The sequence below is a fragment of the Zobellia uliginosa genome, from assembly GCF_018860745.1.
Lineage (GTDB): Bacteria > Bacteroidota > Bacteroidia > Flavobacteriales > Flavobacteriaceae > Zobellia > Zobellia uliginosa_B.
This window is the reverse complement of record NZ_JAHKPY010000014.1, coordinates 320,865-347,061: the sequence shown is the minus strand read 5'-3', so window position 1 is coordinate 347,061 and position 26,197 is coordinate 320,865. Positions and strand designations below refer to the sequence as shown.

The window sequence follows — 26,197 nt, the reverse complement described above, 5'->3', positions numbered from 1 at the left end:
AATATGCCTCTTCAGAGTAATTTTAAATCGGATTTGGAGAGGGAAAAAGAGCTTTGCTTGCTATTGGATCGCTATTACAATCAATACTTAAACCACTATACTTTTGAGCGCATTTCTGACATGAAGCAGCAAATGGCAGGTATAGATCTGATTTTTACGCATAAAACTAGTGGGAAGCAATATCATATAGACGAAAAGGCACAACTAGATTATGTGAATGAAAACCTACCTACTTTTGCCTTTGAACTAAGTTATGAAAAGAACGGAATTTTAAAAGAAGGTTGGTTATTTGATACCTCTAAAACAACAGAGTTTTATGCCTTAATAACCTCCATTTATGCTGATGCTCCAAACGTGTTTACTTCCTGTAAAATTACTTTAGTGAATAGACAAAAATTAGTACACCTTTTAACCGAACGAAATCTTAACTCAGCTATCTTAAAAAGATATACTTTACCTGGGGAGAATATTCATGGTAAAATTAAGATTGAAGAATTACATCATAGGAGTGAAGGTTACCTCTATGCTTCTACAAAAAACAAGGTTGAAAAACCATTAAACCTCATTTTAAAACTAGATTTTTTAGAAGAAATTGGTGTTGCCAAAAGGTTGGCTTAAATTACTTTACAGACCAAATAGTCTGTAAATCTTAAAATTATTATTACTACTTGACCAACATACACTTACAGCGATGAAAATGCGCCTATTGTTTTTTAGAAAGAGGATCTATTCTTAGAATCTATACTAGGCGACAGACTATTCAGTCGGTTTTCATATAAACGGATAAACAAGGTTTGAAATACATTTTAGATCATAAAATGCTGTTAATCAACTCTCAAAATTTGTTTATGTGCTTAGTTTTAGTATATTATCTGTTATGGTAACAACAGAAAAGTCAGAAAATCACGAGTTTTTAGAAAAGTCAATCAACCATCTTGAGGCCACTGGTTTCGAAGATATAAAAGCAGATATCGATGGGTATGAAACACCAAAATCGTATGTTAGAAAAGGAACGGATTTTAAGATTACACCAGACATAGTTGCGCTTAAAAATGGAAGGAAATATTACTTTGAAATAAGCTTGAAATCTTCCAAGCCAAGACTGTTGAAAACCAAGTGGCTTTTTTTGGATACTTTAAGTAGAATGAACTCTAATAGATTCCGAATCATTACGACCAAAGGCCATTATAAGTTTACGGATAATATGCTAGAGGATATTAATCTTACCAATAAAGAACCTATTCGAATTTAATTTTAAAAAATATTATAAAAACAATAAGGTCCGTAAATACGGACCTTATTGTTTTTTAACCATTCCTATATGTGGTATGCCATCTTCTAAATAACCTTCACCTACTTGATCAAAACCTAGTGTGTGGTAAAAACGTTCTAAATATAACTGAGCAGATACTTTTATAACACTTGTTTTGTAATGTTTTTCTACTGCCTTGATTGACGCTTTCATAATATCTTTTCCGTAGCCGTATTTTCTTTCGGACGCCTTCACCAATACTCTTCCAATACTTGCTTCTTCAAAATAATCACCAGGCTTAAACAATCTAGTGTAAGCAACTATTTCATTATTTTTAGTTCCTATAACATGCAAGGCTTTTTGGTCCTTATCGTCTATATCCTGGTAAACGCATTCTTGCTCTACTATAAAAACCTCCGCTCTAATTCTAAGTATTTGGTAGAGCTCTTCTGTTGTGAGTACTCCAAATGATTTTACCGTTATCTTCATCTTATCAATCTTGTACAATTATTTGCTTACTGTCGCTTTTTCCGTATTCCGGTTGTATAGTAACGTGATTGATACCGAATTTGTGATAAACGACCTCATCTATTTCCTGAAGAATGTTGTCAAACTCAGAAAGCTTGATGTCTTCATTGAAATCTACGTGTGCCTCTAAATGCACCTCATCTTCATTTAATTGCCAAATATGAATATGGTGAATATTCTTGACTCCGTTGATCATACCTACTTCTTCAACAATGCTTTTTACTTGTATGGTATTTGGCGTAAAAAGCATAAGAACGCGCGTTGCATCCTTTAATAAAGCGTATCCTACAAAAATAAGATAGATAGCAATTGCAAAAGTTAGGGCTGCATCTATCCAATATACTTCATAAAACTTCATCAACAAGCCTCCCACCAACACCGCTACGGATGCCAACATATCTGTTAATAAGTGCAAGTATGCCGACCTCATGTTCATATTACTCTTGGAATCTTTCTTAAGCAAGAGCACGCTAAATCCATTGGCAACAATACCTAACAACGAAAGCCAAATAACCACATTAGATTCTATTTGTTGTGGTTCAAAAAAACGTTCAGAGGCCTCTTTTATTAATATAAGCGCTACAACTATTAAGGTTGCTGCATTAATAAATGCAGCTATAATCTCTGCGCGTTTATAACCAAAAGTTCTATTAGTTGAGGCCTCTCTTTTAGATAACAAAGCGGCTATATAACTAATAATCAGCGATAATACATCACTAAAATTATGAAGGGCATCGGAAAGTAATGATAGACTTCCCGAAACGATACCACCTATTACCTGGGCAACTGTAATTAGTATATTTAATAGGATGGATATTATTAAGTTCCTTCCCTTTAAACTGTTATGATTATGACTATGCCCATGTGAATGGTCTTCGTGAGAATGTCCCATCTAATATGGAAAATAATTTTAGGTTATTAAATATTTTCAAATACCTAAAAGCCGCCTAAACAGATACATATACCGGTTGTGAACAACTTATGTTAATTAGTACGAAGTGATCGGGGTCTATTAAACTGCTATAACGCTTATTACTAAAAATAAGGTTTTGATTGCTTATTTACAAGGAATTTTTTCTATTCTTCTTTCGTGTCTACCACCTTCAAATCCGGTGTTTATAAAAGTTTTTACCATCTCTAAAGCTTGTGGTAAGGAAATAAACCTAGCCGGTAAGCTTAGAATATTAGCATCATTATGTTCTCTACTTAATTGAACAATCTCTTTTGTCCAGCATAAAGCGCAGCGTACTAGTTGATGTTTATTAGCTGTCATAGAGGCACCATTACCGCTGCCGCAAATGATAATTCCAAAGTCAACATTGCCTTTATCAACATCTGTAGCTACGGGATGAACAAAATCTGCATAATCTACACTATCCGCTCCATCGGTACCATAATTGTTTACTTCTATATTCATAGACTTAAGTAAACCTACAATGGCTAATTTATAGTCCGTACCTGCGTGATCGTTACCAATAGCTATCTTCATTATATATAGTCTTATTAGAGGCTTTACTATTATTAGCAATTTATGGCGCTATAAAACCTTCTGAAAGTTTACAAAGGTACAAATAGTAGGGCTTCACCACAAGATACATGGCAATCACAACAATAGTTTTATATTAACACTTTAAGATTGTTAATTTGTTATTGTTAAAAGGTATTTATATTGTTAATAACCTTGCAAAAGAAAGTAGATCTTAAATTTTGATTTCTCACCTGAATAGTACTCTACAAAACTAATCTCTAATTGAGAAAATTAGTTTTACCCTTTTTATAATGCGCTATTAAAATGTTATTGAACGTAATTAACATTAAATTTACATTTACTTATTAAATAATTTATGTTGATATCGTTTATTAACCAATATTGATAATTGAGTTACCACCCTGATTTTGTGCTACATTATATCTGTAAAGATTGTCAACAACTTCTTAAAGTAGTTCAGAGCAACTATTTCTACATTATTTTATAAGCCTTATTAACACACTATAATAACCACCATTTTATTTTTTAAAATTTTAAAAGAAAAACAGATTATAATATAGTTGTTGATAACCTTGTTTTTAGATCAAGGATGTTCAATTCCTGAGGTAATGAATTATAATTCGTAATTTACCGTATAAATTAAAGATAGTTAATGTCAAAGAATAAAAAGAAAGCTCGTAACCATAGAAACAACGAGATAACAAAAGGAATCTTTACCGTATTAGAGAAAGATCCCAAAAAGAGTTTCAATTATAAACAAATAGCGGCTAAACTTGGCCTAGATAATACGCAAGACCGGAACCAACTAATTAAAAGGTTAGGGCAATTAAAAGAAAAAAATAGAATTCAGGAAGAAAACAGAGGTAGTTATATGGCTTTGGCTTCCACCAAAAAATATCAAACCGGAACTGTTGATCTTACTGGGCGTGGTAATGCCTATGTAGTCATAGAAGGTATGGAAGATGATGTTTTTGTACATGCTAACAAGGTAAATAAAGCTTTTCACGGAGATACCGTAGAGGTATACATATTTCCAAGGAGAAAAGGGAAAAAACTAGAGGGCGAGATTGCTAATATTCTGGAACGTAAAAAGACGGAATTTGTAGGTATTGTAGATATACAGAAGACATTTGCTTTTGTACGCCCAACAGATTTTAGAATGTATACAGATTTCTTTATCCCAAAGGATAGTATAAATGGGGCCAACGATGGCGATAAGGTTATTGTTAAACTTGAGAGTTGGGACGGTAAGGATGATTCCCCTACCGGAACTATTACGGAAGTTTTAGGAAAACCTGGAGAACATAATACGGAGATTCATGCCATCTTGGCGGAATACGGACTTCCTTATGAATTTCCTACTGAAGTAGAACGCTATGCGGACACACTTGATACTTCCATTAAAGAAGAAGAAATAGCTAAAAGGAGAGATATGCGAGAGGTATTGACCTTTACCATTGATCCTAAAGACGCGAAAGATTTTGATGATGCACTATCTTTTGAAGTGCTAGAAAATGGAAATTATGAAATAGGAATTCATATTGCAGATGTTTCTCATTATTTGGTTCCCGATACTATTTTAGATGATGAAGCTTATGAAAGAGCTACATCGGTCTATTTGGTTGATCGTGTGGTACCTATGCTTCCAGAAGTATTATCCAATAATGCCTGTTCATTACGTCCTAACGAAGAAAAATATACGTTTTCCGCAATTTTTGAGATGGATAAAGATGCCAAGATCAAAAATCAATGGTTTGGTAGAACGGTCATCAATTCAAACGAGCGTTTTGCTTATGAAGAAGCACAACATATTATAGAAACCCAAGAAGGAAGCATTCCTGAGGAAATATCCATTAGGGGAAATGCCTATATCGTTTCGGAAGAGGTAGTAAAAGTTACTTTAGAAATGGATAGATTGGCAAAAATTATGCGTGGTAAACGTATGCAAGACGGCGCTATTTCTTTTGATAAAGTTGAGGTTCGTTTTAATCTGAACGAAAAAAGTGAACCAATTGGGGTTTTCTTTAAAGAATCTAAAGACGCAAATAAACTAATTGAGGAATTTATGCTCTTGGCCAATAGAAAAGTAGCAGAATTTATTGGGAAACAGAAGCCTAAAAAGACTTTTGTTTATAGAATTCACGATAATCCAAATGAAGATAAATTAATAGCGCTTAACAGTATTATATCTAGATTTGGTCACAAGATTGACTTTAAGGATAAAAAATCCATTAGCGCGTCTCTTAATCAGCTTTTAAGTGATGTTAAGGGTAAAAAAGAACAGAACTTAGTAGATACACTTACCATTCGTAGTATGAGTAAGGCTATCTATACGACAGATAATATTGGGCATTATGGTTTAGCGTTCGAATACTATACGCATTTTACCTCTCCCATTAGACGATATCCAGATGTAATGGTACATCGTTTGCTACAACATTATCTAGATGGTGGTGACTCTGCCAAAGAAGAAGTTTACGAGCAAAAATGTAAGCATTCTTCAGACATGGAATATTTGGCTTCTAGTGCGGAACGCGACTCTATAAAATATATGCAGATTAAGTTCATGCAGGACCATCAAGATCAAGAATTTGTTGGTGTTATTAGCGGTGTTACAGAATGGGGCGTATATGTTGAAATCATAGAGAACAAGTGTGAGGGCATGGTTAGGATCAGTGATATAAAAGATGATTATTACACCTTTGATGAAAAGGAATACGCAATAATAGGAGAAAAGACAAAGAAGACTTATCAATTGGGTGACGAAGTTGTGGTTATGGTAAAGAATTCTGATTTAATAAAACGTCATTTAGATTTCTCTTTATTGGGAAAGCATGAGTAATAATTGGTTTTTTTGGAACGGATTTTGTCTTTGAACTATCAAAATAACCTAAAAAGGTACATTATGAAAAAGTTCGTTTTGCTTGTCATTTGTATTCTTGGACTGCAATTTTGTTTTGCCCAAGACGCAAGTATGACACAAGACTTAACCAAATTTTCAGAGGTTAAGGCTTTTGACGGTCTTTCTATTAGGCTTATAAAATCAGATGTGAACAAAGCTGTCATTTCTGGAGAGAATATAGATAAAGTTGCTATTGTTAATAATGATGGTGTACTTAAGATACGTATGCAAATTGGAAAGATTTTCAGTGGCTATCGCACATTTGTGGATATATACTATACAGAAAATCTTGTTGTAATAGACGTTAATGAAGATGCACGTATTACTTCAGAAGAATCTATAAAACAGGAAATTCTTGAGTTAAAAGCACAAGAAGGAGGAGAATTGGTAATTAATGCTGAGGTAGAACAGATGTTGATAAAGACCGTAACCGGTGGAACAATATCTGCCGTAGGTTCTTCTAATTTACAAGATATCGTTATAAATACAGGTGGTATCTATGAGGGCAAAGAATTTAAGACTAAATTTTCTACTATAAATGTAAATGCTGGATCTCGTGCAGAAATTTTTGCATCAGACTATGTAAAAGCTAGTGTAAAAGCTGGTGGAGAAGTATTGGTATATGGTGATCCTAAGAAAATGGATGAGAAGACTGTTTTTGGAGGTACGGTAACACGTATGTAATTGGTTTTATATCCAGTTATAATCTCTTAGCTTTGCATACCAAGCAATACCAAATTGTACTTGAGGTATGTATCTACTGTTTTATCTCAAATTAATAACAGAAATACGCAGAATAACAGATGTGGGAAGACATTCAGGCAGCGGTTCCTTTAGGCTTTTTATTAAGTTTTATGATTGGCCCCGTTTTCTTTGTTCTTTTGGAAACAAGTGCAATAAAAGGCTTTAGAGCGGCAATTGTTTTTGATTTTGGAGTTATTCTGGCAGATGGTGTTTTTCTCGTAGTTGCTTATTTTAGTAGTTTTCAGTTATTAGAAAATTTAAGTAACCAACCAGGACTCTATGTTTTTGGAGGTGTAATTCTTTTGGTTTATGGCATTACCACTATTTTTAAAAAGCCACCTAAACATATAGATAGCGATATTAGAGTCAGTAAAAGTGATTATTTAGGGCTATTCGCTAAAGGTTTTCTTCTCAATTTTATAAACATTGGTGTTCTCGTATTTTGGTTAGGTATCATCATCGTGGTAGGTCCAAGTTTAAATAATGATCCTAATCGCATAGTCGTATTCTTTTCTACTATGGTGGGTGCTTATTTTGTAACTGATATTTTTAAGATTCTACTAGCGAAACAATTGAAGAAAAAGCTAACGGGAAATAGAATATATATGATTAAAAAAGGGCTTGGTATCATTCTTATAATCTGTGGTTTGGTCCTTATTGTCAAAGGTTTTCTTCCTAAAGACCAATTCAATATTGAAGACGGTATTGAGCGAATGGAAAAGTTATAATAGTCATATTGTATATACTATATCTATTTTAAGACTACGTGTACTAGGAAACAAAAAAACCTTCGTAAATCACGAAGGTTTTTTATTGAGGCATCGAGCAGATTCGAACTGCTGTACAAGCTTTTGCAGAGCTCTGCCTAGCCACTCGGCCACGATGCCATTTGCAGGTGCAAAGATAGTTTTTTTGATGGAAATGCTATTTTTACTTTACTTTTTTTTCATATTACCTATTAACTAGGTGAAAGAAAAAAGGTAAGTGTCTGGATTTGCAGTTATTTAGGGTGTAAATTTGAGTTGCTTTGTAATCTATTTTTTTCGTTTTTCTGTTAAAACAATAGTCACTTTTTCTACATCACCCCCTATTGGTGGGTTTATTTTTGAAACCTCTACCGCTGCTTTTTTTACAAGCGCTATTTCTAGAAATATACGATTAATGATACGTTTACCAACATGTTCTAGAAGTTTAGAAGGAATTTTCATTTCCTCCTTTACAATATGGTTAATATGAACATAATCTACCGTTTCAGATAGCTTGTCTGATATTGAAGCCTTGGTTAGATTAGCATTAACAGTTACGTTCACTAAATATTCACTTCCAATAGCGGTTTCTTCAGCTAAACAACCATGGTGGGCATATACCCTTATATTACTAACTTTAACCTTATCCAAAATCAAATATATTTTTGCAAACTTAATCCAAACAGCTGAAATAAGAATATAAAGCTAAGATGTAATTTTGGAAAGTATACCAGTGTTCAAAACAATTACCCTTATTAGTACGTACAACGACAATTACTAAGACCTTGGAACAAATCTACACCTATTGTTACTACATGGGTACCTGTACTATAAGTAAGTATTTCATTAAGAATGATTTGATATGAATAACCAAAATAGAAGTTGTTTTTCTTAAGACCCGCAAACGGTGCAATAAAAAGTGGACTACCTATCTGATCATTCAAAAAACGGTAGTTAACACCGGCGTAGAAATAATCATCAAAATTATACCATCTAAATTTTAGGTTTAAATCCGTTTCGGAACGGCCATCGCTTTCAAACATTTTGAATAAGATAGATGGTTCTATTTCTAAATCACTGTTTTTATTTTTTCTATAACGGTAACCAGTATATACGTAGTAATTTCTTAGCTCATTAGGTTCATCAGCATCAAAAGTAAAGCTACTGGGATCTTTTCCTAAAAGGTTGGAAGCGTTGGCACTAATATAAAATTTACCATACCGGTACAATGCACCTACATCAAAGTTGTGGTTACTGGTCTGACGGTTATTAATAACCCCAGGATCAAGATTAGCATCTACGAATTTATCAACGTCTATTCTAAACTGGTTAAAGTTGTACGAAAGACCAAAGGATAAAAATTCATCATCATATCTATCAAGGGTTAAGTGGTGTGCAAAAGAAAGCCTAGCACCTTGTTGTTTTGTGTAACCGTTCTTATCATTATATAAAAACAGACCAATACCTGATTGTTCACCTAAGCGCATATCTGCAGCTAAAGATTGTGTTTGCGGGGCATCTTTAATACCCACCCATTGGGTAAGACCGTTAAGTCTAATTTTAACATGGTCTCCTATACCAGCATACACTGGGGATAGAACAAACGGGTTATCTGCCAAATATTGAGTAAGTTGTGGCGAATTAAGCTCCTGACCTCTCGCGGTAAAAATGCCGGATAAGACCAGCAAGGTCCAAATGAATTTGCGCATGGTACTGTAGGTTGTAGGTTAAGTATTTTATTTAGCGATATAGGGTAAAGTGTCCAATGAATTCTCTGTCGTCATTCTCACCGTTGAGTTTTATAACGTACCAGTAATCTCCTGATGGGAGCTCTTTATTTAAATAAAGACCGTTCCATCCTGGATCTCCGGCACCCATTCGATACACCTCTCTACCATAACGATCAAATATGATGGTTAGTATCTCTGGGAAGCCTTCTTCATTCTTTGGTTTCCAAGTTTGATTTTCCGCATCTCCGTTAGGGGTAAAGAAATTAGGAATATCAAGGTCAATAAACTCCATAAATATACTGGCCACAGCTTCACAACCGTTTTCATCCGTTACGGTAACTACATATGTGTCAGTGCGATTAATATAGAATGTATTATCAGAACCGTTGTTTATATCACCGAATGTGATGTTATAAGTACCTCTACCACCTGTAATGTTTGCTGTTATCTCGTTAATATTAGTTTGTTCTAACACAATGGTCAAAGGTTGATAATCTTCAATTTCTATATCATATGTTATGATACATCCATTTTCATGAGATATTGATATAAAATGTGTACCAGCAGTCAAGTCTCTAAAGAACGGGTTCAGTTGCATTTCTGCTGGATCTGTAGTATCCACTCCAAAAAGAACTTGGTCCGCAATACTAGTATCTTCCATCACAATACTTATGTAATTATTAGGTGTGTTTCCATTACAACCATATACAGGTTCTACCGACGCATTCAGATTAACACCTGCATCTACCGTTATGGTTATGTTTTCTTCACATCCTTGGGCATCACGTACAAATATGATGTAGTTTCCTTCGGCCAAATCTGTAAACGTTGTTCTATCTTCTACAAAATCGGATTCCGTATGCATTCTAGTACTGTAAACTGGTGTACCACCAGTAATAGTAAGCTCTATGGTTCCGTTTTCCTCGCCTACACAAATTTCTGGCGTTGAGGTTCCTAAAACTTCAATTACAGAAGGCTCATCAATAGTATATTCCAATTCTATAAAACAACCATTCTGATCTTGTGCAATTACCCTATAATCTCCAGGAGCAAGGTCTTCAAATGTATTTTCATCATCAAACTTATTAAGGTTTGGAGATATCGCATATTGATATCCACCAGCACCACCGGATAAAGTAACGGTTATACTTCCGTCCTCTTCTCCATTACAGGTTACGTTGATGACCTCATCTGTATATTCCAAAGCAGTAGGCTCAGAAATAACAACTTCTTGTGCAGTAGTTCTACAATCTTGACTTGTTACATCTACGTAATACGTATCTGCTGGCAAAGAACTAAATGTTCCAATGCTTTGTGGTCCCGCAATACGAGAAGCAACACTTAATGAAGCATCAGTATAAAGCGAATATTGATAGTCTCCTAAACCACCATCTGCCGTAGCATAGATAGTAGCGGTATTATCTCCATTACAGTTAATTACTGCAGCAGTCTCATCTACTGTTAATATTAATGGTTCAATTGGGTCTTCTTCAATAGAATTAGATTGTACAGCCGTACACAAGTTAACAGCATCCCTCACATAATAACGGTAGACACCAGCACTTAACATGCCGCTTAGAGGTAAACTAACGCTGTTCCCGACCATTGATGTCCAACTTGCGTTGTCTGTGCTATATTCATAAGATCCGCTTCCTCCAGTGGCACTTAACTCGAATTCTACGCCTGTTTCACAGGTCAACGGACTTGTTCTAATTAGTGATGCTTCTACTTCCGTAGGATTAACGATTTCAATAATACGTGTTTCTTCAGAACACCCTACTTCATCACTAACGGTAACACTATAGAAACCAGCAGCCAAATTATCAAAGTCACCTGTAGCCTGCCCTACCGAAGTAGTCAACAAGATGCTTCCGGCTATGTCTTCATAAACATTCAATTTGTATTGGTATGTAGGTGTAATATTTCTTGCGCCTACAGTAGTTGAAATACTAGCAGTATTTCCATTAAAACAGGATAAGGTCGTTGCTGTTATATCAGCTACTATATCATCCGGTCTGATTAATGTGATGTTATCCGAGAATACACAAGAGAATGCATCTGTAACAGTTACGTGAAAATCGCCGGCAGATAAGTTTTTGAAAATGAATGCCTCAACATTTGTTTCAGTATATGTAGCAGAAGTAGTCGTATTTTCTAATATAATCGTATATGGACCTTCACCACCTGTTGGGTCTACCAGTATTTCACCTTGATTATTAGTACAAGATACGTTAGCTTCTTCACTAATAATAGCTGTAATTGGAGCACTTGGAGCCAATACGGTTATTACATTAGAATCATCATCACACAATGGTGCGCTTGTTTCCGTAATACCTATGTAATAGCTTCCACCAACAAGATTTGAAATAGTCAATGGCGTAGCAGTATCTCCAGTTCCGCTAAATCCAGCTACAGGGTTATCATCTAAATCATAAACCTGATAACTATACGGTCCGTTATAATTATTTATAACAACACTAAAACTTCCGTCATCTACACCATCATTTAAACATTGTTCGTCCGATAATTTCGTAGCAATTACTTCAATAACATCTGGGTCTGCAATGGCATGAACTGTATTAATAACACAACCTGTATCTAGATTGGTAATACTCACGCTGTAATTACCCACTTCTAATCCTGTAAAAAGCTGAGGATTATTGGTAGATGCAATAGTCTGATTATACATAACATTTATTCCTGTTACCGTATATTCTAAATTAGGTATTGCGCTAGCTGGGCTAACGGTTACACCAACTTCTATTTCACCATTGTTCAATGGAGAACAAGCTGCTTCTTCAGTAGTAGTGACTGTAGCATCACTGATTTCTACAAAAGGAATTACAGTATCAGTAGCTGAAAGAGCAGAACATCCTACATCATCATATACTTGTAATTCGTAAGAACCACCTAGACCATCAGTTTCAAAATAAGTAGGATTAGAACCATCTTGAACAACACTTCCATCACGAATAAATACATAGCGAACGAAAGTACCTGTGCCTCCTGATGCGTTAGTGAATGATACACTGGCGTTGTTTCCGTTATTTCCAATAGTACAACCGTATTCAAGAATAGTTATAGGATCAACGGTGATAACATTCAATTCGGTTATAGTTACATCTGTTGTGATGGTACAGTTATTAGCACCTCTTGCCTCAATAGTGTATGTTATTCCTGCAACAGAACCTTCAAGTCCATCAAAGAAAGCTGAGGTTGCTGTTGAAGAAGTTGCAGCTATTGGGAAGGTAGCCGTACTACCAGGGCCAGTAATAATACTGAAGGTGTATGGTCCTACTCCATTATCGGTTACACTCACTGAAATCGTTCCGTCATCCAAGCCATTACAAGTTACGTTGTTAGAAGAATCTACATTCATAACTGGAATCACGGCTGTTTCTAAACGTTGTGTGATTGTGGTACTACAACCATGATTAGGGTCTAAATCGGTAATTGTAAATATATAATCACCTACTTGGGTAAGGCCTGTAAAAATACCGGTGTTGTTGGTATCATCTACTGTGGCAGGAGCTGATAATGGGTATTGTACATCATATCTGAAGCTTCCAGAACCACCTGTTTGTGAAATGGTAATCTGTCCACCTGGATCCGTAGTAGAACAATCTATAGTTTTAACTACAGAAGCCAATGGTGAAATAGGTTCATGTAAATCAATGCTTGTACTTGTAGTACCTACACAACCCCACTGATCGCTAACAATTACTTGATACTCACCTGCACCTAAACCGTTAAATATAGCAGAGGTTTGTATAGGTCTCATATCTTCAAAAGCAGAAGTACCTGTATTGAATAGCTGTAACTGGTAACTATAGTTGCTACCTTGACCGTTTAGCACGTTGAAAACTTCAATTTCACCTTCTAAGTCCGTACAGTTGGGCTGATTGATTCTCAAATCTGCAGTAATCGGTGTTGGATCAACAAGAATAACATCTGTCAATTGCTCAACACATCCTCTAGAATCCATAACATAAACTTCATAGGTAGCTGCAGTTAGATTCTCTTCCTTCTGGTTTGAAGTATAGTTCGCAGAATCGTTAGTGTCAATAACAGGACCTGCCGCATCAAAAATCAGATACGAATAACCGCCCCATCCACCGGTAACATCGGTAATGGTAATGGTACCGTTGTTACCTGGTACGCAAGTGATATCGGTAAATACCCTATTTGCGCTAATTGGGTCACTAGGACCTGCAATGGTAAATAATTCAGAAGCTACACAAGAAGGATTACTATCTTGGATAACCTCAACGCGGTATTCGCCCGCGCCAATGGCATAAGGTGTAGTGGGACCTACATTGGCCGAGGTTCCGGTTGCCGCAGCAATGATGGTGTCATCACCCGTAGCAGCCGTACCTTGTGAATTATATATTTGCCAAGTGAAACCGTCAGTGTATGGATTGGTAGCATCGCTTATAGTAAAGCTTACAGAACCATTATTTCCATTACATACTACATCTACAGCAGTAGCATCGATTTCAAAAGTATTTGGATCTTCAATTTCAAAAGTAGTTTGTACGAAACATCCGGTATCCGAATTGGTTATGGTTACTTCGTAGTTTCCTACGCCTATTCCAGTAAATGAATTAGTAGGTTGATTTAAGTTACTATATGCATTATCTGTACCAACAACCGAGTATGCAAGTGTTGGAGTTCCAGAAGGTGGAGTTAAATCTACCGCTATTGAAACCATAGCGTCATTACCAGGATTACAACTTACATCAGTATCTATAGTAACTGTAGGATTGCTGATTTCTACAAAAGGAGCAATTGTTTCCGTAGTAGTACCAGAACAACCATTATCGTCATAAACGTTTATGGTATATGCACCACCTAATATATCAGTTTCAATATAAGTTTCATTAGAACCATTTTGAACCACAACATCTGCCTCAACAGCTACTGTATTAGGGTTGTCATTTTTAATGAATTCATAACGAACAAAAGTATTTGAACCTCCTGTAGCACTAGCAACTGAAATACTTGCATCATTTTGGTTATTTGCTGTCGTACATCCAAACTCTATGACCGCGTCCATTATTACAGTAATAGTTAATGGTTCAGCAATTTCAATGGGTGCACTATCGGTCGTACAATTATTTGTGGTTGAATTTCCTCTAAGTGTAACTATATATCCAGCAGCAGTTGTTGTTGGCGCAAGCCCTGTAAATGTTGCTGTAGTATTTGTAAAACTTGTTGGATTGATGCTTGTTGCAGCACCATCCATTGAAGTAATTTCAAAAGTATACGGACCTGTTGCATTATCTATTGCCGATATTGTAATAGTACCATCAGAATCGCCTATACAGGTTACATCTGTTGCTGCAATTGTATTAACAACAGGCTCTATTCTAGTAGGAACATTAATTACAAACTCTCTATTACATGATAAGCTACTTGGTGTGTTGGTATCATAAATGGTAATTGTATAATCTCCAGCAGCAGGTGCTTGGTAATTAAACGGATTCCCAGGAACAACTGTTTGCGTAACTGCTGGGGCTCCAGCAGTATTTGTAATAGAGTACTCGTAGCTTCCTGAACCATCTAAAACTTCAATTGCGATTACTGCATCTGGGGATGCCGTACAATCTAATGTTTTTGTAAGTTCTGCTTTAGCCGATAACACAGGGTGAACAACAAAAGCCGATTGTGAGTTAGTACATCCGTTTCCGTCTATGATATATACATCATAAGAACCATCAGCTACATTTTCGAACAATCCAGCATTATCAAGATATGTTGTTGGTGCAGGGTCTCCCGCAGGCACAATAGCATAACGAATATTACCTGCCGCTGAGTTTCCAACAACTGTAAGGTCAATAGGAGCGTTACAGTTATCTTGGGTAATAGAATCAATAGTAGGGTTTGCAGATAAACTTAGTGTAACGGGTAGGGTTGTAAACGAACAACCATACTGATCATTAATAGTTACCGTATAATCGCCTGAAGGTGAGTTCACCGGAATCTGTATTGGATTACTGTTTGTCCCTGTCACTGCTGTAAAACCAGCAGGTCCTGTTACATCATATGTATAAGGTGCTCCACCACCACCAGTGATATTGTCTACCGTTATTAATCCTGGTAAGTTACATGAGATATCCCGTGTTGCCGTTGCCGTTGCATTTAAAGCATTTAGTTCCTGAAGATAGGTATTTTCACTACCTCCTGTACAAGCGTCAGCATTAGAACCGTCTACCTGAATAACATCAATGTAGTATTCGCCTTCGCCAAGTCCAATTGTGGTTGTTATGGTATTGTTGTAAGGAACATTACCTCCACTGGTCTCAATAGGAGTTCCATTTCCTAATTCATACACCTCCCAGCGCATACTAGGGTATGACGTGGTAGGATTTAAATTAAAGGTGATAGAACCGTTAGCAGCCCCGAAACAACTAGGTGTTATATCAGAAGTTATTTCAATAGGTAAGTTGATTCCAGGAATATCGTTTACGTTTACATTACTTTGTCTTATACAACCAGCACCATCCCTAACATAAAACACATAGGTACGTCCTGGTACTAATAGAGGTACTTCAGGATATTGTGGAGTAGTTGGGTCAATATTTTGAAAAGTGTGTGAGGTTCCACTAGGCAATGGTGCAGTCCACACATTGGGGTTCGACACAAACGTATTAAAGTTAGCAGGATCGTCTGTATAAGTATACTCATATCCTGGAATTGGGTTACCCTCGCTACCCTCTACCGTAACACGAAGGTCATTACAACCTATAATTATTGCTGATAGGGTAATATCCAAATCATCTAATGGAAAAGGAATAATATACCTATCAAAATCTTCTTGACAAATGGTTCCACTTGGTAAAGTAACTCGAATAGAAGGGAACACTTCTGTACCCGATACAGTACCTCTTAATTCATTTGAAAGCTGCCATGAAGCACCACCGTCATTACTATACTCTATAGTTCCTCCTGAAGGGGCAGTTACATTATCAAACTGAAACCCGTATTCATTGGTGTCTGGATCATTACAATTAGCAGGTAAAATAGGAACAATGTCCGCAGTTATTTCTGTGGCATTGTTAATTGTAATGGTTGATGAAGTAACTGTACAGCTGTTCGTATCGGTAACAGTAATTTCATAATCACCTACACCAATACCATTGAAAGTCAATGTATTTGTAGAAATATTGTTATTTGTAGTTCCGTAGTCGATGCCATCTGCAGGACTCAAATCCACTAATTGATACGTAAACGGACCTGTTCCTCCACCTACTGTAGCATCAATTGAACCTAGACCATCAAAACACTCAGGGTCGGTTGCTGTTCCGCTTGCGGTTAGAGTAGCAACTGGAGTTAGAATAATATCTTCTTGAAGGAATGAACATGATGGCGAAGCACCATTATTATCCAACACATACACATCATAACCGGCAGGATTGGCCGTTGCCATTGCACTGGTTACGGTTAAGAAGTTGGTTGTGGTATAAAGACCAGTAGGGTCAGTATTTGCAGGTACAATGGCATAAACCAATGTTCCGTTTCCACCAGTTGCATTTACGGTAATTGAACCATCATTACACGCACTGATATCAACAACCTCTACGGACACTACCAATTGAGGGTCTATTGTAATGGTTTGTTGAACAGCTGTACATCCAAAGGTATCTCTAACATCTATAGTATAGATACCATTTGATAGGTTATCAAAAGTATGAGTTGTTCCGGTAACTGGAGTTGCCGCTACAAACGGACCTCCATCAATACTGAAACTATAGCCTCCGTTACCATCGGTAACATTTATAGCTATTGAACCATCATTGGTACCTGAATAACAAGCTGTAGGTGTAGCATCAAAAGTTGGTACAACAGGAGCGGTTACGGTAATTGGCGTATTTATTGGATCGCTACACAAATTTGTGTCTCTTACCCTTACGATATAATCTCCTGCAGGAACATTTGTAAAAGTAGTTTCTGTTTGATAAGTTGTTATTGTTGTTCCTAAATCATCCTCTAGTTGGTACTCGTACGTTGGAGTTCCTCCTATTGCGCTAGCTGTAATAGTAGCACCTGTATTGTTACAAGTAAACTGTTCTGTAATGCTTGCAGAAGCAACAATAGCATCCGGTTCGGTTAAAGTTTGATTTAACAGTACCGTACAACCAGGGAGACTGGCAACAGCATTATCAACATCTCGTACTTCAATTGAATGTGCTTGTGCGGCAAGACCCGTAATTTGTTCTGCAGCTGTAAAAGGACCAACAAATGCAGCTCCGTTTAGGCTGTATTCAAATCCGCCTGTTCCGTAATTATCGGCATTAATGGTAATAGTTCCTGAACTATCAGCATTACAATCAAGATTTTCAAAAGCGGTAATCGAAGCTTCAAAAGCATGTCCGTCTTCTACAATTTCAGTAATATCAACAGTACAATCACTACCGTAATTTACAACAATGGTATGGCTGCCTAACGCTACATTACTAAATACATTTGGCGCTTGAGCAGTACCTCCATCTATGCTATACGTATACGAAGCATCGTTAGGTAGAACGGTTATGTTTCCTGTTCCATCACAGTTATAAGTAACTGATGTAGAAAGTGTTGGTTCTGTTGGTAATGGAGCAATTATAACATCGGCCAAAGTAAGCTCACATGAAGTAGCATTGGCATCCCTAACCCGAATGCTGTAGGTACCATCGGTTAAACCAGAGAAAGTATGCACTCCTGTTGAAGAAGAAGCGGTCCAAGCAGTTCCGTTAATACTGTATTGATAATTTGTTGAACCACCTGTTGTTGGCGTAACGTCTCCAACGGTAATTTCACCGTCAACAAGACAGGTATAATTTTGTGTAATACTCGCTTCAGCTACCAATTGAGATGGTTCCGTAACAACTACATCCTGAGGCGTAGTTTCACAATTATTGGAATCTCTAACGCGCACAGGATAGGTTCCCGCACTAAGATTAGGGAAACTATTTTCGGTAACATAGGTAGCCCCGTTATCAATACTGTACATGAACGGTGCGTTTCCGCCAGAATCTACAACTATTGAGATTGCCCCGTTTGATTCGCCAAAACAAGTTACAGCGGTTGGCGTAGGTGTAATTGCAATAGGAGCGTCTTGGTTTACGGTAATTGTGTACATGGCAGAACAGTAATCTGCTCCCCCACTATTGTCACGGACATACACATCATAATCTCCTGCAGCCGAAACTGTAACTGGATTATCCGTGCTGAAATCGCCATTAACAACGGCTGTTCCATTGGTTACAACTGCATATACATAGTTGTTGTCTCCACCTGAAGCAGAAATAGTGATATCTGTATCAGTTGCACAGGCTGTAATTGTTGGAGCCGAAGCACTGACTGTTAGTTGAGGGTCAATTGTAATATTTTGCAAAACACCAGTACATCCAAATCCATCTTGAACATTGATGGTATAGGTACCGTTTGAAAGACCGCTAAATGTATGAGTTACAGCATTGGTAGGAGTTGGAACTACCCAAGGGTTTCCGTTTATACTAAAAGTGTAATCTCCATTTCCGTCTGTAACATCTACTTGAATCGTAGCGGTATTTCCACCAGGATAACAGGCGGTAGGCGTAACATTAAAAGTAATCGGGTTGGCAGCAGCAACTGTCAATGCAGTATTAATTGCGTCTTCACAAGTGTTAGCATCTCGTACTTTAACAATATAATCACCGGCCGCTAAACCAGAGAAAACTGTATTTGCTCCGTTGGTTGCATAATCGAACAATCCAACAATGGCGCCTGCATTATCTTCTAATTGATATTCGTATGCTGCAGTACCACCAGTAACGCTAGCTGTTATAGTAGCACCACCATTTGTACAACTTAATTCTGTTGTGACAGAGGCCAAAGCTACAAGCGCATCAGGAGCGTTTATTGTTTGTGTCAGTGTTCTAGAACAGGTGTTTTCATCCGCTTTTCTTACCACCAATGTATGAGAACCAGCACCAAGGTTGGATGGAGATGTTACAGGTGATAAAGTAGAGGCTACGAAAGCGCTTCCATCTATAGAATATTCAAATCCGGCAGCATTAAAATTCTCTACTTCAAAGGTTATTGAACCATCTGATAGACCGTTACAACTTGCATCTGTAGAGCCAGTTATAGCTGCTGTAAATACATTACCGGCAACAACGGTTACAGCCGTTTCTACAGTTTGCTCACAGACTTCAGGTACTTGAAAAACACTAATATCATCAATAGCAACATCATTACCTCCGTTACCTACTTTTTCGGTTCTGATAACAAAATCTAAAGAAGTATTGCTACCAGGGTTTAAGTTAGCTGCAAATTCTATCCAGTTGCTAGCTCCTGTATTTTTGGCAATATCTCCTGTTCGTATAGATGCTACTACAGCATCTGTACTTGGGTTGCGAACTTCAATAGTTAAATCAGGATCCAAACCACTAGCACCATTTTTTAAAAGGTTGATTAACCAAAGGGAAATGCTTAAAGGTTGGTTGGGAATAATATCGTTTATAGCCTTTCTGTATATGATTTGGCCAGGGCTTGGCGTACCTACGTTTATAACTAAATAACGACCTTGAGATGCTTTTGTACCTGATGTATGGTCAATTGGGTTTATCCAAGAACCAAAAGGTCTTTCTATATTGCTTGTTACAGCATATTCATAGTCGTTTACGAAGGCTCCGTTGTCTATTGGAGCACCACTTGGAGTTGTATTATCAAGCTGATTTTCATAAAAATACCCAGATGTATTTGGGTTAGGTATTGTAGAGCCGCTTCCAAAGTCTTCGGTCAATAATAAACTTGGCGTTGGTGGTGTCTGAGATACATAGTTAGTACTTACCGTATATGTACCAGGCCCTACGTTTTCAAAAATATTGCTTGCTGGATCTGGTGAATTTACTACACCATCTAAGGCAAAAGTATAATTGTATGTTAAAATATTTGGAGTTGCAGTAACCGTAGCCAGTCCATCACAATCATAGCTTACTTCTGGTGTAAGCGTTACTTCTGGCTCGTCTGGTACGTCTTCAACAGTAACGGTCATAGGAAATTCACAAGCAGCATCTTTTACGATAACAGTATAATCTCCAGGTGGAAGCGTTGCCGTACTAGAAGCACCATAACTGGCACCACCGTCAAAGCTATATTGGTATGGAGCTGTTCCGCCGGTAACATTCGTTACTCTTACTTCAGCACCATTAGGATCACAAGTAGCATCTCTTGAAACACCAGCAGAGGCGCTTAACGGAAACGGCTCAGTTAAATCTACTGTTTCTGAAAACGTACAACCGGATGAATCCGTTACAAAAACTTCATAAGTACCAGCAATAAGGTTTACGAAATTTGGTGTTCCTTGCGTAGTTGTTCCACCATCAATACTGAATTGATATGGTGCAACACCACCGGTTGTATTAATTGTTATTGCTCCGTCTGAATCACCACTACAGGAAGGTGCGGTTTCATCAATAGAGTCTAGGGTCATTGCCCCGTTATCATTTATTGTTACTTCGTTAGAGAAGGCAAAACAGTTATTAGAATCTACGATTACAAAAACATAATCTCCGTCTTCACCTGCAAAATATTCATCAACATCATCAGCATCTGTATCTCTCCACCCAAAAGTAAATATAGGATCGGTATCATAAGCATCACCTGGAATAGAGGCTACATCGGCATATAAATTGGTTCCGTTTTTACTCCAAATGGCATACGAATAATCAGGATTAGGAAGTCCACCAGCACCTGTAAGAGTTATAGTTCCAGCAGTACAACCAATATTTCTTGTGGTTAATGCCGTTATAGTTGGGTCTGGTGTTCTTGTAACAGTTACATCTTCAGAATAGGCACAACCATCTGCGGTAGAAACTTCTATAATGTAGTCTCCTGCATTTACATTAAAAGAGTGTGTGTTATCCGTATCTGCAGTTTCGTCATCAATTAAGGTTCCATCACTTCTTTTTAGGATATACGCATAGTTGGGCTCTACATTAAGAACGTCAATCTTTATAATTCCTTGAGCATTACAATTAGCTGGTGTGGTAGTTACGTTTACTTGAAAGTCTCTATCTAGTATACCAATGTCTGGAGTACTAAATATACAGGCATCTTCAATAGGGCTTCCAGAAGCATCTAATTGAGTAACGTCAACTCTGTAAGCTCCATTAGTAGAAATATCAAAACTAGGTCCGTTGTTAGCACTAAATGGAACTACAATGGAGTTGTTGGCCACATCTACCAGTTGGTAACCGTAATTGCTACCTAAATTGGTTATGGTGATATTACCATCTGTAGAACAGATGATGTCTCTATCATTATATAGAATATCTAAATTGTTCTGAAAAACATCGAAGTAAAAACGACTAAAACACCCATTGGTATAATTAATAACCAAACGGTATTTTCCTGCTGTATCTGCGTTATAATCGCTTCCTGTAGCCACTTGATTCCACGTACACCCTAAATTCTTATTGGCACAATCATCAGGTGCAGCTGTACAACTTCCTTCATCTAATTTCTCCCAAACTATACTCTGAGCGTCTAGGATATTTAGGGTTATAGCCTGTGTGTCTGCTGTACCACAAAGAAATATTTTAGGTAGTAGATCACCATCAATGCTACATTCAACAATTTCGCCTTGAATATCATTGGTTGGGTCTGCATCACTATTTGTGTTGTTAAAAAAGTCGACCAATGGATTGGTTTGAGTAGTACCATACCTTTCCACAATAATTATTTCTTTGAAACCCTTACAAGGATCAGCAACTATTTTATCCACTATGTAGGTGCCTATCTCGGTTACTTCTAAAGTACTTTGATCGCTATCAGGGTCGCCATCATTTAAAACAGGGTCAGAAGCATCAATTTGTCCATTACCGTTTTCATCGCGTACCCAAATGTAATCGTCAAAATTATCACCTGCATCTAAAACCGCGCTTAGACCACAGAGTTGAACGGTTCTCGTGAAATTACAGTCAGAAAGATCATCTAATAAAAAGTTAGTCGCACCTGGAGTAACAAAACCACAATTATCAAAATCAGATACACTAGGATCATCAGTAATTTGGTTATCGTTTATTCTTCCCTGATAAGTAGAATAAGCCAAATTTTGAATAAGATCGGTACACGCATCAATAAAGTCAAAGCAGTTTTCCGCCACTTGAACACGCATACGTATTTGTCCAGGGGTATCACCTACTTCCACAAATCGGTTCGGAATGAAAAAATCTACCTCTCTGGTTGCTGGGTCATAGGTATATGTTGTACCCGTTGGCATGTCCAGGTTTGCTTCATCTAAACTAACATTGATAGGTAAAATATCTCGAATGGTATAATTTACCGCATCATCATTCCCTGTATTGGTAAAAGTAAGTACGTAATCTAAAATTTGACCAAGGTTAACACCTTGCCCTGTAATATCATTACCTGCAATATCTTCTACCTTTTTTTCAAGAACAATATCTGGTTCAATGATCTCGATATTGAACGAGTTGAAAAACGGATAATACTGATCACCATTAGTCTGAAAGCTAAAGGTAGCAGCAGTTTCACTATTAGGTATAACGGAATTAGTTGGGTTATTTAAGTTAAAGATATCGCTGTCAAAACCCAAGGTGTTTAGACTAAACGGATCCCTATCATTAGCATGAACACCATTTCTTGTAATATTACTATTAAAGAAATTGTTGGAAGGATTTGTACCATTGCTTAAAGTTGTAAAATTTGGTCGGCTAGCAGCTTTAATTCTTAATCTATCTCCTGTAATTCTAAAGTCGCCTTCAAGCGTAGCTGCACCAATATTTGCTGTCACCGGACCTACTGGAATTGTATTAAATCCTGAGTAATTTATATCCACATTACTGGTACCGGTAACTCTAGCAAAACCATCAAAAGTGGTTATGAGTTTACCAGTAAGATTGGGGTTCTCATAAACAATAACTAAAGTCCAACCACCGGCCGCACCACCCGTCATTCTTGATTGTCCATTAAAAATACCGTAACCTTGAGCACTAGGAACGTTAGCTATTGTATAGTCTCCTTCTGGGTTAGCTAATGGAGTTATTAAACTGGTTACATCTGCGTAACAAGCGTAGGGCGCGTTTGCACTGAGAGCTGTGTCAGCTAAACCGTCATATAATATTTCATCCGCGGTAATATCTACATAGGTACCACCGGGAACTTTAAATTTTATCTCATCAATATCATAATCTCTAGGCGTGCCCACTGGGTCAGCAGTATCATCTCTTGGATAGGTTGCGGACCAGTATAGACCTGCATATCTTATAAGATTACAGTCGGCATCTGGAAATGAAAAAGTTGCCGTACTAGAACTAAATGTAGAAGTATCACTATCCACATCTATATACTGCATATTTTTGTAATCGTTGTAGTTTAGGTATCCGCCCGTTTCTGTGTTACGATTACTAGATGGCCAATAATTTCCGTTGGTATTAAGGTTATTATAGGGGTCCTCTGGTTCTGTGGTTGTAGTTCCTCCATCTCTATTAACAATACTGTTTGAAATAAAGGTAAGGTCTCCCTTAATATTGTTCTGGTACCTATAATATTCACCAGGACGATATTCTCTCGTAAATGCTTTATACTCTTGCGAAAATCCTGCAAATGCCAATAAAAATAGAGCGCCCGCAAATATTTTTTTAATGGATTTTGATTTCATTAAGCTAGTAGGTTTGGTTTGACGCGCATAATCCACATTTTATCATTGTACGCATCATTTAGGTTGGTATAGTAGGACAAGAGGGCATTGTTCCAAGATTGGTGTCTTTTTAGATAAACATACCTCCAGTTATTATCTGGGTTTATGAAGTAACTGGCACTTAGCCCGTAGGAATTTAAAAGTTTTACAAAACGATTGGCATTTTTTGGATTTGCAAATACGTTCGCTATAATGTAATAACCAGAACCAATACCATCTATTTTTTGGGTGTTGGGGTTTAACTCATTAGATACCATTTGGTCTTTTACAACAGTGTTGGTACGTAGTACATCTGTATCGTACTTGGCTGATTTTTCTTTAAGCTTATCTACGTTAGAAGCATATGCTTCGTTTGTATATCGGTTGTCAACATCCATAATCCATAGTGGACCGTCGTAAGCTCCGTTCATACCACTGTTATGAGCAGCTACTGCTTCATCCCAAGTATCATAACGTTGTAAATACACATATTTTAAACCATTGTTAGGGTTATCTACATAATTAGAAGAAAAACCTTCGTTGTTAAGCTTGTTCATGAACTTGTCCATATACTGGCCACCTTTATAAACATTGGCTACAACATAATAACCGTCCTCAACATCATCTAAGTTTTTGAATTTTCTACTTTTTACATTGTCTCTATTTGCGTTTTTAGATGTAGAATTAGAAGTATATGTGGGACTTGTATTGGTAATGTTTTTTACTCTATCTTTTACAACATTGGGCCTAGAAGGAGTAGTTGAAGTCTGAGCTAAAGTTGTTTTTCCAACAGTAGCGTTTTGTGAGTCATCCTTAGATGTACTGTTTGGTATTATCGTATTGTTTCCGGAAGCATTATTGGCCACTGCAGGCCGATCATTATTACCCATAAATAACCTTTCCGCACGATCTTCTAAATCTGGTCTTTCGCCACTGGTTTCATTTCTAACCATGCTCATTACCATATTAAAACGACGTTCTAGATCTTTCTGACGGTGTGATTCTAAAGAGTCCTGGCGAAACATTAATTCTTGAATGATAGCATCATTCTCAGCAAGTTTGCGTTTTAGTTCTTCTATTTCCTCATTATCTACAAGATCATTTTTATCTACTTCTTCGTTTTCAACTAGAGAATCTTCATAGTCATCTTCTAGCATTACACGGTCTTCAGTTAAGTTAGGAGTAAATGAGAATGCGAATGAAATTTCATGTGTAACACCAAAGTTATTGAAGTCCGTTCCAAAGCCTTTCTCCATGGTATACCCTAAGGAAAGTCTCTTGTTGATATTGAAACCCGCTCCGGCAGATGCACCATAGAAACTATCGTAACCACCTTGTAACCATCCCAATTTAGGAAGGTCTAAAATAACGGCACCACCGTAGGTCATATTTTGAGATTCTTCATCTTGGCCTGACAATCTGTTTTGACCGTTCATACGAACACGTGCAATAGGCATTAATCTGCTGCCTTCCATGATACCCGCATCATTTTTAAAACGATGGGTATATTGAAGGTGACTGGAATATGTCTTATCGGCAAAGTCAGTTAATGACTCACTTGTCTTTAAATTATAATCAAATAGATTTTCAGCAAAAACACCAAAATCAATATTCCCATAAGAAAGGTTAAAACCGGGTTGAAATGAAAGTACATTACTGTCTTCCGTTCCGGTTAAACTGTAATCGTTAGGATCAATTACATCAATACTATTCTGATCAAGACCGGTACTATAGTAGGCTAGGTTACCACCAAATGTAAAATTACTTTTATCGCTCAATTTGATTCCGTAAGCATAGTTTGCCAAAACGCCAATGTTAGAGACAGCCCCAACACTTTGTGTATAAAGACTAAGTCCTAAACCGCTTTTATCACCTATTCTACCACTGTAACTCAAGAAGTAGGTCTGGTCATTATCTTTAAACTGTACCGATTGGTTTCGGTGTAAAAGATTAATGTAAGACTTGTCTTCCTGAACGGTAGAAAAGGTTGGGTTAATCAGAAACCTATTGAATTTCAATAAATTCTGGGACGCCGGACTATACAACAAAACGGGGTCATCTTCTTGTGCCTGAACGTTTGCAAACGTCAGGGCAGCCAGTAATGCGAATGCAATGTATTTTACAAATTTCATGGTTGG

At 37.1% G+C, this 26,197-nt stretch carries 12 protein-coding genes and 1 tRNA gene; 5 read left to right on the top strand and 8 right to left on the bottom strand.

Translation table 11 applies throughout. From position 1 onward, the window contains the following. Positions 1-3 precede the first annotated feature (3 nt). Together KO521_RS16420 and KO521_RS16415 are read left to right on the top strand one after the other, a co-directional pair. Positions 4-618, top strand: coding sequence for a hypothetical protein (locus KO521_RS16420; RefSeq protein ID WP_215940998.1), 615 nt, complete (start codon positions 4-6; stop codon positions 616-618). A gap of 259 nt (positions 619-877) precedes the next feature. Further along, on the top strand, positions 878-1,252 hold the full coding sequence (locus KO521_RS16415) for a hypothetical protein (RefSeq protein ID WP_215940997.1): 375 nt from the start codon (positions 878-880) through the stop codon (positions 1,250-1,252). A 45-nt stretch (positions 1,253-1,297) separates the two neighbouring features. Here the strand turns inward: KO521_RS16415 and KO521_RS16410 are convergent, their stop codons facing one another. The 3 genes from KO521_RS16410 to KO521_RS16400 form a co-directional block, all read right to left on the bottom strand. Beyond that, positions 1,298-1,741, bottom strand: a complete 444-nt coding sequence (locus tag KO521_RS16410) for a GNAT family N-acetyltransferase (protein WP_215940996.1) — start codon at positions 1,739-1,741, stop codon at positions 1,298-1,300. 4 nt (positions 1,742-1,745) lie between these two features. Next, complete coding sequence (locus KO521_RS16405) at positions 1,746-2,672, bottom strand: cation diffusion facilitator family transporter (RefSeq protein WP_215940995.1); 927 nt, start codon at positions 2,670-2,672, stop codon at positions 1,746-1,748. Positions 2,673-2,837: 165 nt separating this feature from the next. Continuing rightward, entirely contained in the window at positions 2,838-3,269 is a 432-nt protein-coding gene (locus KO521_RS16400; protein ID WP_215940994.1) for an RpiB/LacA/LacB family sugar-phosphate isomerase, read from the bottom strand. 652 nt (positions 3,270-3,921) lie between these two features. On the opposite strand from KO521_RS16400, the gene rnr reads away from it, so the two are divergent. The 3 genes from rnr (at position 3,922) to KO521_RS16385 (ending at position 7,643) form a co-directional block, all read left to right on the top strand. Next, complete coding sequence (gene rnr / locus KO521_RS16395) at positions 3,922-6,111, top strand: ribonuclease R (RefSeq protein ID WP_215940993.1); 2,190 nt, start codon at positions 3,922-3,924, stop codon at positions 6,109-6,111. Between the two features lie 63 nt (positions 6,112-6,174). After that, positions 6,175-6,855 (top strand): head GIN domain-containing protein, encoded by a 681-nt coding sequence (locus KO521_RS16390; RefSeq protein ID WP_215940992.1) that lies wholly within the window; start codon positions 6,175-6,177, stop codon positions 6,853-6,855. 119 nt (positions 6,856-6,974) lie between these two features. Continuing rightward, positions 6,975-7,643 (top strand): LysE family translocator, encoded by a 669-nt coding sequence (locus tag KO521_RS16385; RefSeq protein ID WP_215940991.1) that lies wholly within the window; start codon positions 6,975-6,977, stop codon positions 7,641-7,643. 88 nt (positions 7,644-7,731) lie between these two features. On the opposite strand, the gene KO521_RS16380 is transcribed toward KO521_RS16385, so the two are convergent. The 5 genes from KO521_RS16380 to KO521_RS16360 form a co-directional block, all read right to left on the bottom strand. Then, positions 7,732-7,802 (bottom strand) — tRNA-Cys (locus KO521_RS16380). Positions 7,803-7,949: 147 nt separating this feature from the next. Continuing rightward, a complete protein-coding gene (gene folB / locus KO521_RS16375; protein WP_215940990.1) occupies positions 7,950-8,312 on the bottom strand; it encodes a dihydroneopterin aldolase in 363 nt (120 codons plus the stop codon). Positions 8,313-8,416: 104 nt separating this feature from the next. After that, positions 8,417-9,370, bottom strand: coding sequence for a PorP/SprF family type IX secretion system membrane protein (locus KO521_RS16370; RefSeq protein WP_215940989.1), 954 nt, complete (start codon positions 9,368-9,370; stop codon positions 8,417-8,419). A gap of 31 nt (positions 9,371-9,401) precedes the next feature. Further along, a complete protein-coding gene (locus KO521_RS16365) occupies positions 9,402-24,041 on the bottom strand; it encodes a T9SS type B sorting domain-containing protein (RefSeq protein WP_215940988.1) in 14,640 nt (4,879 codons plus the stop codon). Further along, positions 24,041-26,191: a PorP/SprF family type IX secretion system membrane protein gene (locus KO521_RS16360; RefSeq protein ID WP_215940987.1), complete on the bottom strand. Its 2,151-nt coding sequence runs from the start codon at positions 26,189-26,191 to the stop codon at positions 24,041-24,043. Before KO521_RS16360 ends, KO521_RS16365 begins: the two co-directional genes overlap by 1 nt. Positions 26,192-26,197: the final 6 nt, after the last annotated feature.

Bases quoted from the DNA above. Each gene is read 5' to 3' on its own strand.
- KO521_RS16370 (WP_215940989.1), bottom strand. From the start codon at position 9,370: ATGCGCAAATTCATTTGGACCTTGCTGGTCTTATCCGGCATTTTTACC.
- KO521_RS16420 (WP_215940998.1), top strand. From the start codon at position 4: ATGCCTCTTCAGAGTAATTTTAAATCGGATTTGGAGAGGGAAAAAGAG.
- KO521_RS16410 (WP_215940996.1), bottom strand. From the start codon at position 1,741: ATGAAGATAACGGTAAAATCATTTGGAGTACTCACAACAGAAGAGCTC.
- KO521_RS16400 (WP_215940994.1), bottom strand. From the start codon at position 3,269: ATGAAGATAGCTATTGGTAACGATCACGCAGGTACGGACTATAAATTA.
- KO521_RS16360 (WP_215940987.1), bottom strand. From the start codon at position 26,191: ATGAAATTTGTAAAATACATTGCATTCGCATTACTGGCTGCCCTGACG.
- KO521_RS16365 (WP_215940988.1), bottom strand. From the start codon at position 24,041: ATGAAATCAAAATCCATTAAAAAAATATTTGCGGGCGCTCTATTTTTA.
- KO521_RS16390 (WP_215940992.1), top strand. From the start codon at position 6,175: ATGAAAAAGTTCGTTTTGCTTGTCATTTGTATTCTTGGACTGCAATTT.
- KO521_RS16405 (WP_215940995.1), bottom strand. From the start codon at position 2,672: ATGGGACATTCTCACGAAGACCATTCACATGGGCATAGTCATAATCAT.
- KO521_RS16385 (WP_215940991.1), top strand. From the start codon at position 6,975: ATGTGGGAAGACATTCAGGCAGCGGTTCCTTTAGGCTTTTTATTAAGT.
- rnr (WP_215940993.1), top strand. From the start codon at position 3,922: ATGTCAAAGAATAAAAAGAAAGCTCGTAACCATAGAAACAACGAGATA.
- KO521_RS16415 (WP_215940997.1), top strand. From the start codon at position 878: ATGGTAACAACAGAAAAGTCAGAAAATCACGAGTTTTTAGAAAAGTCA.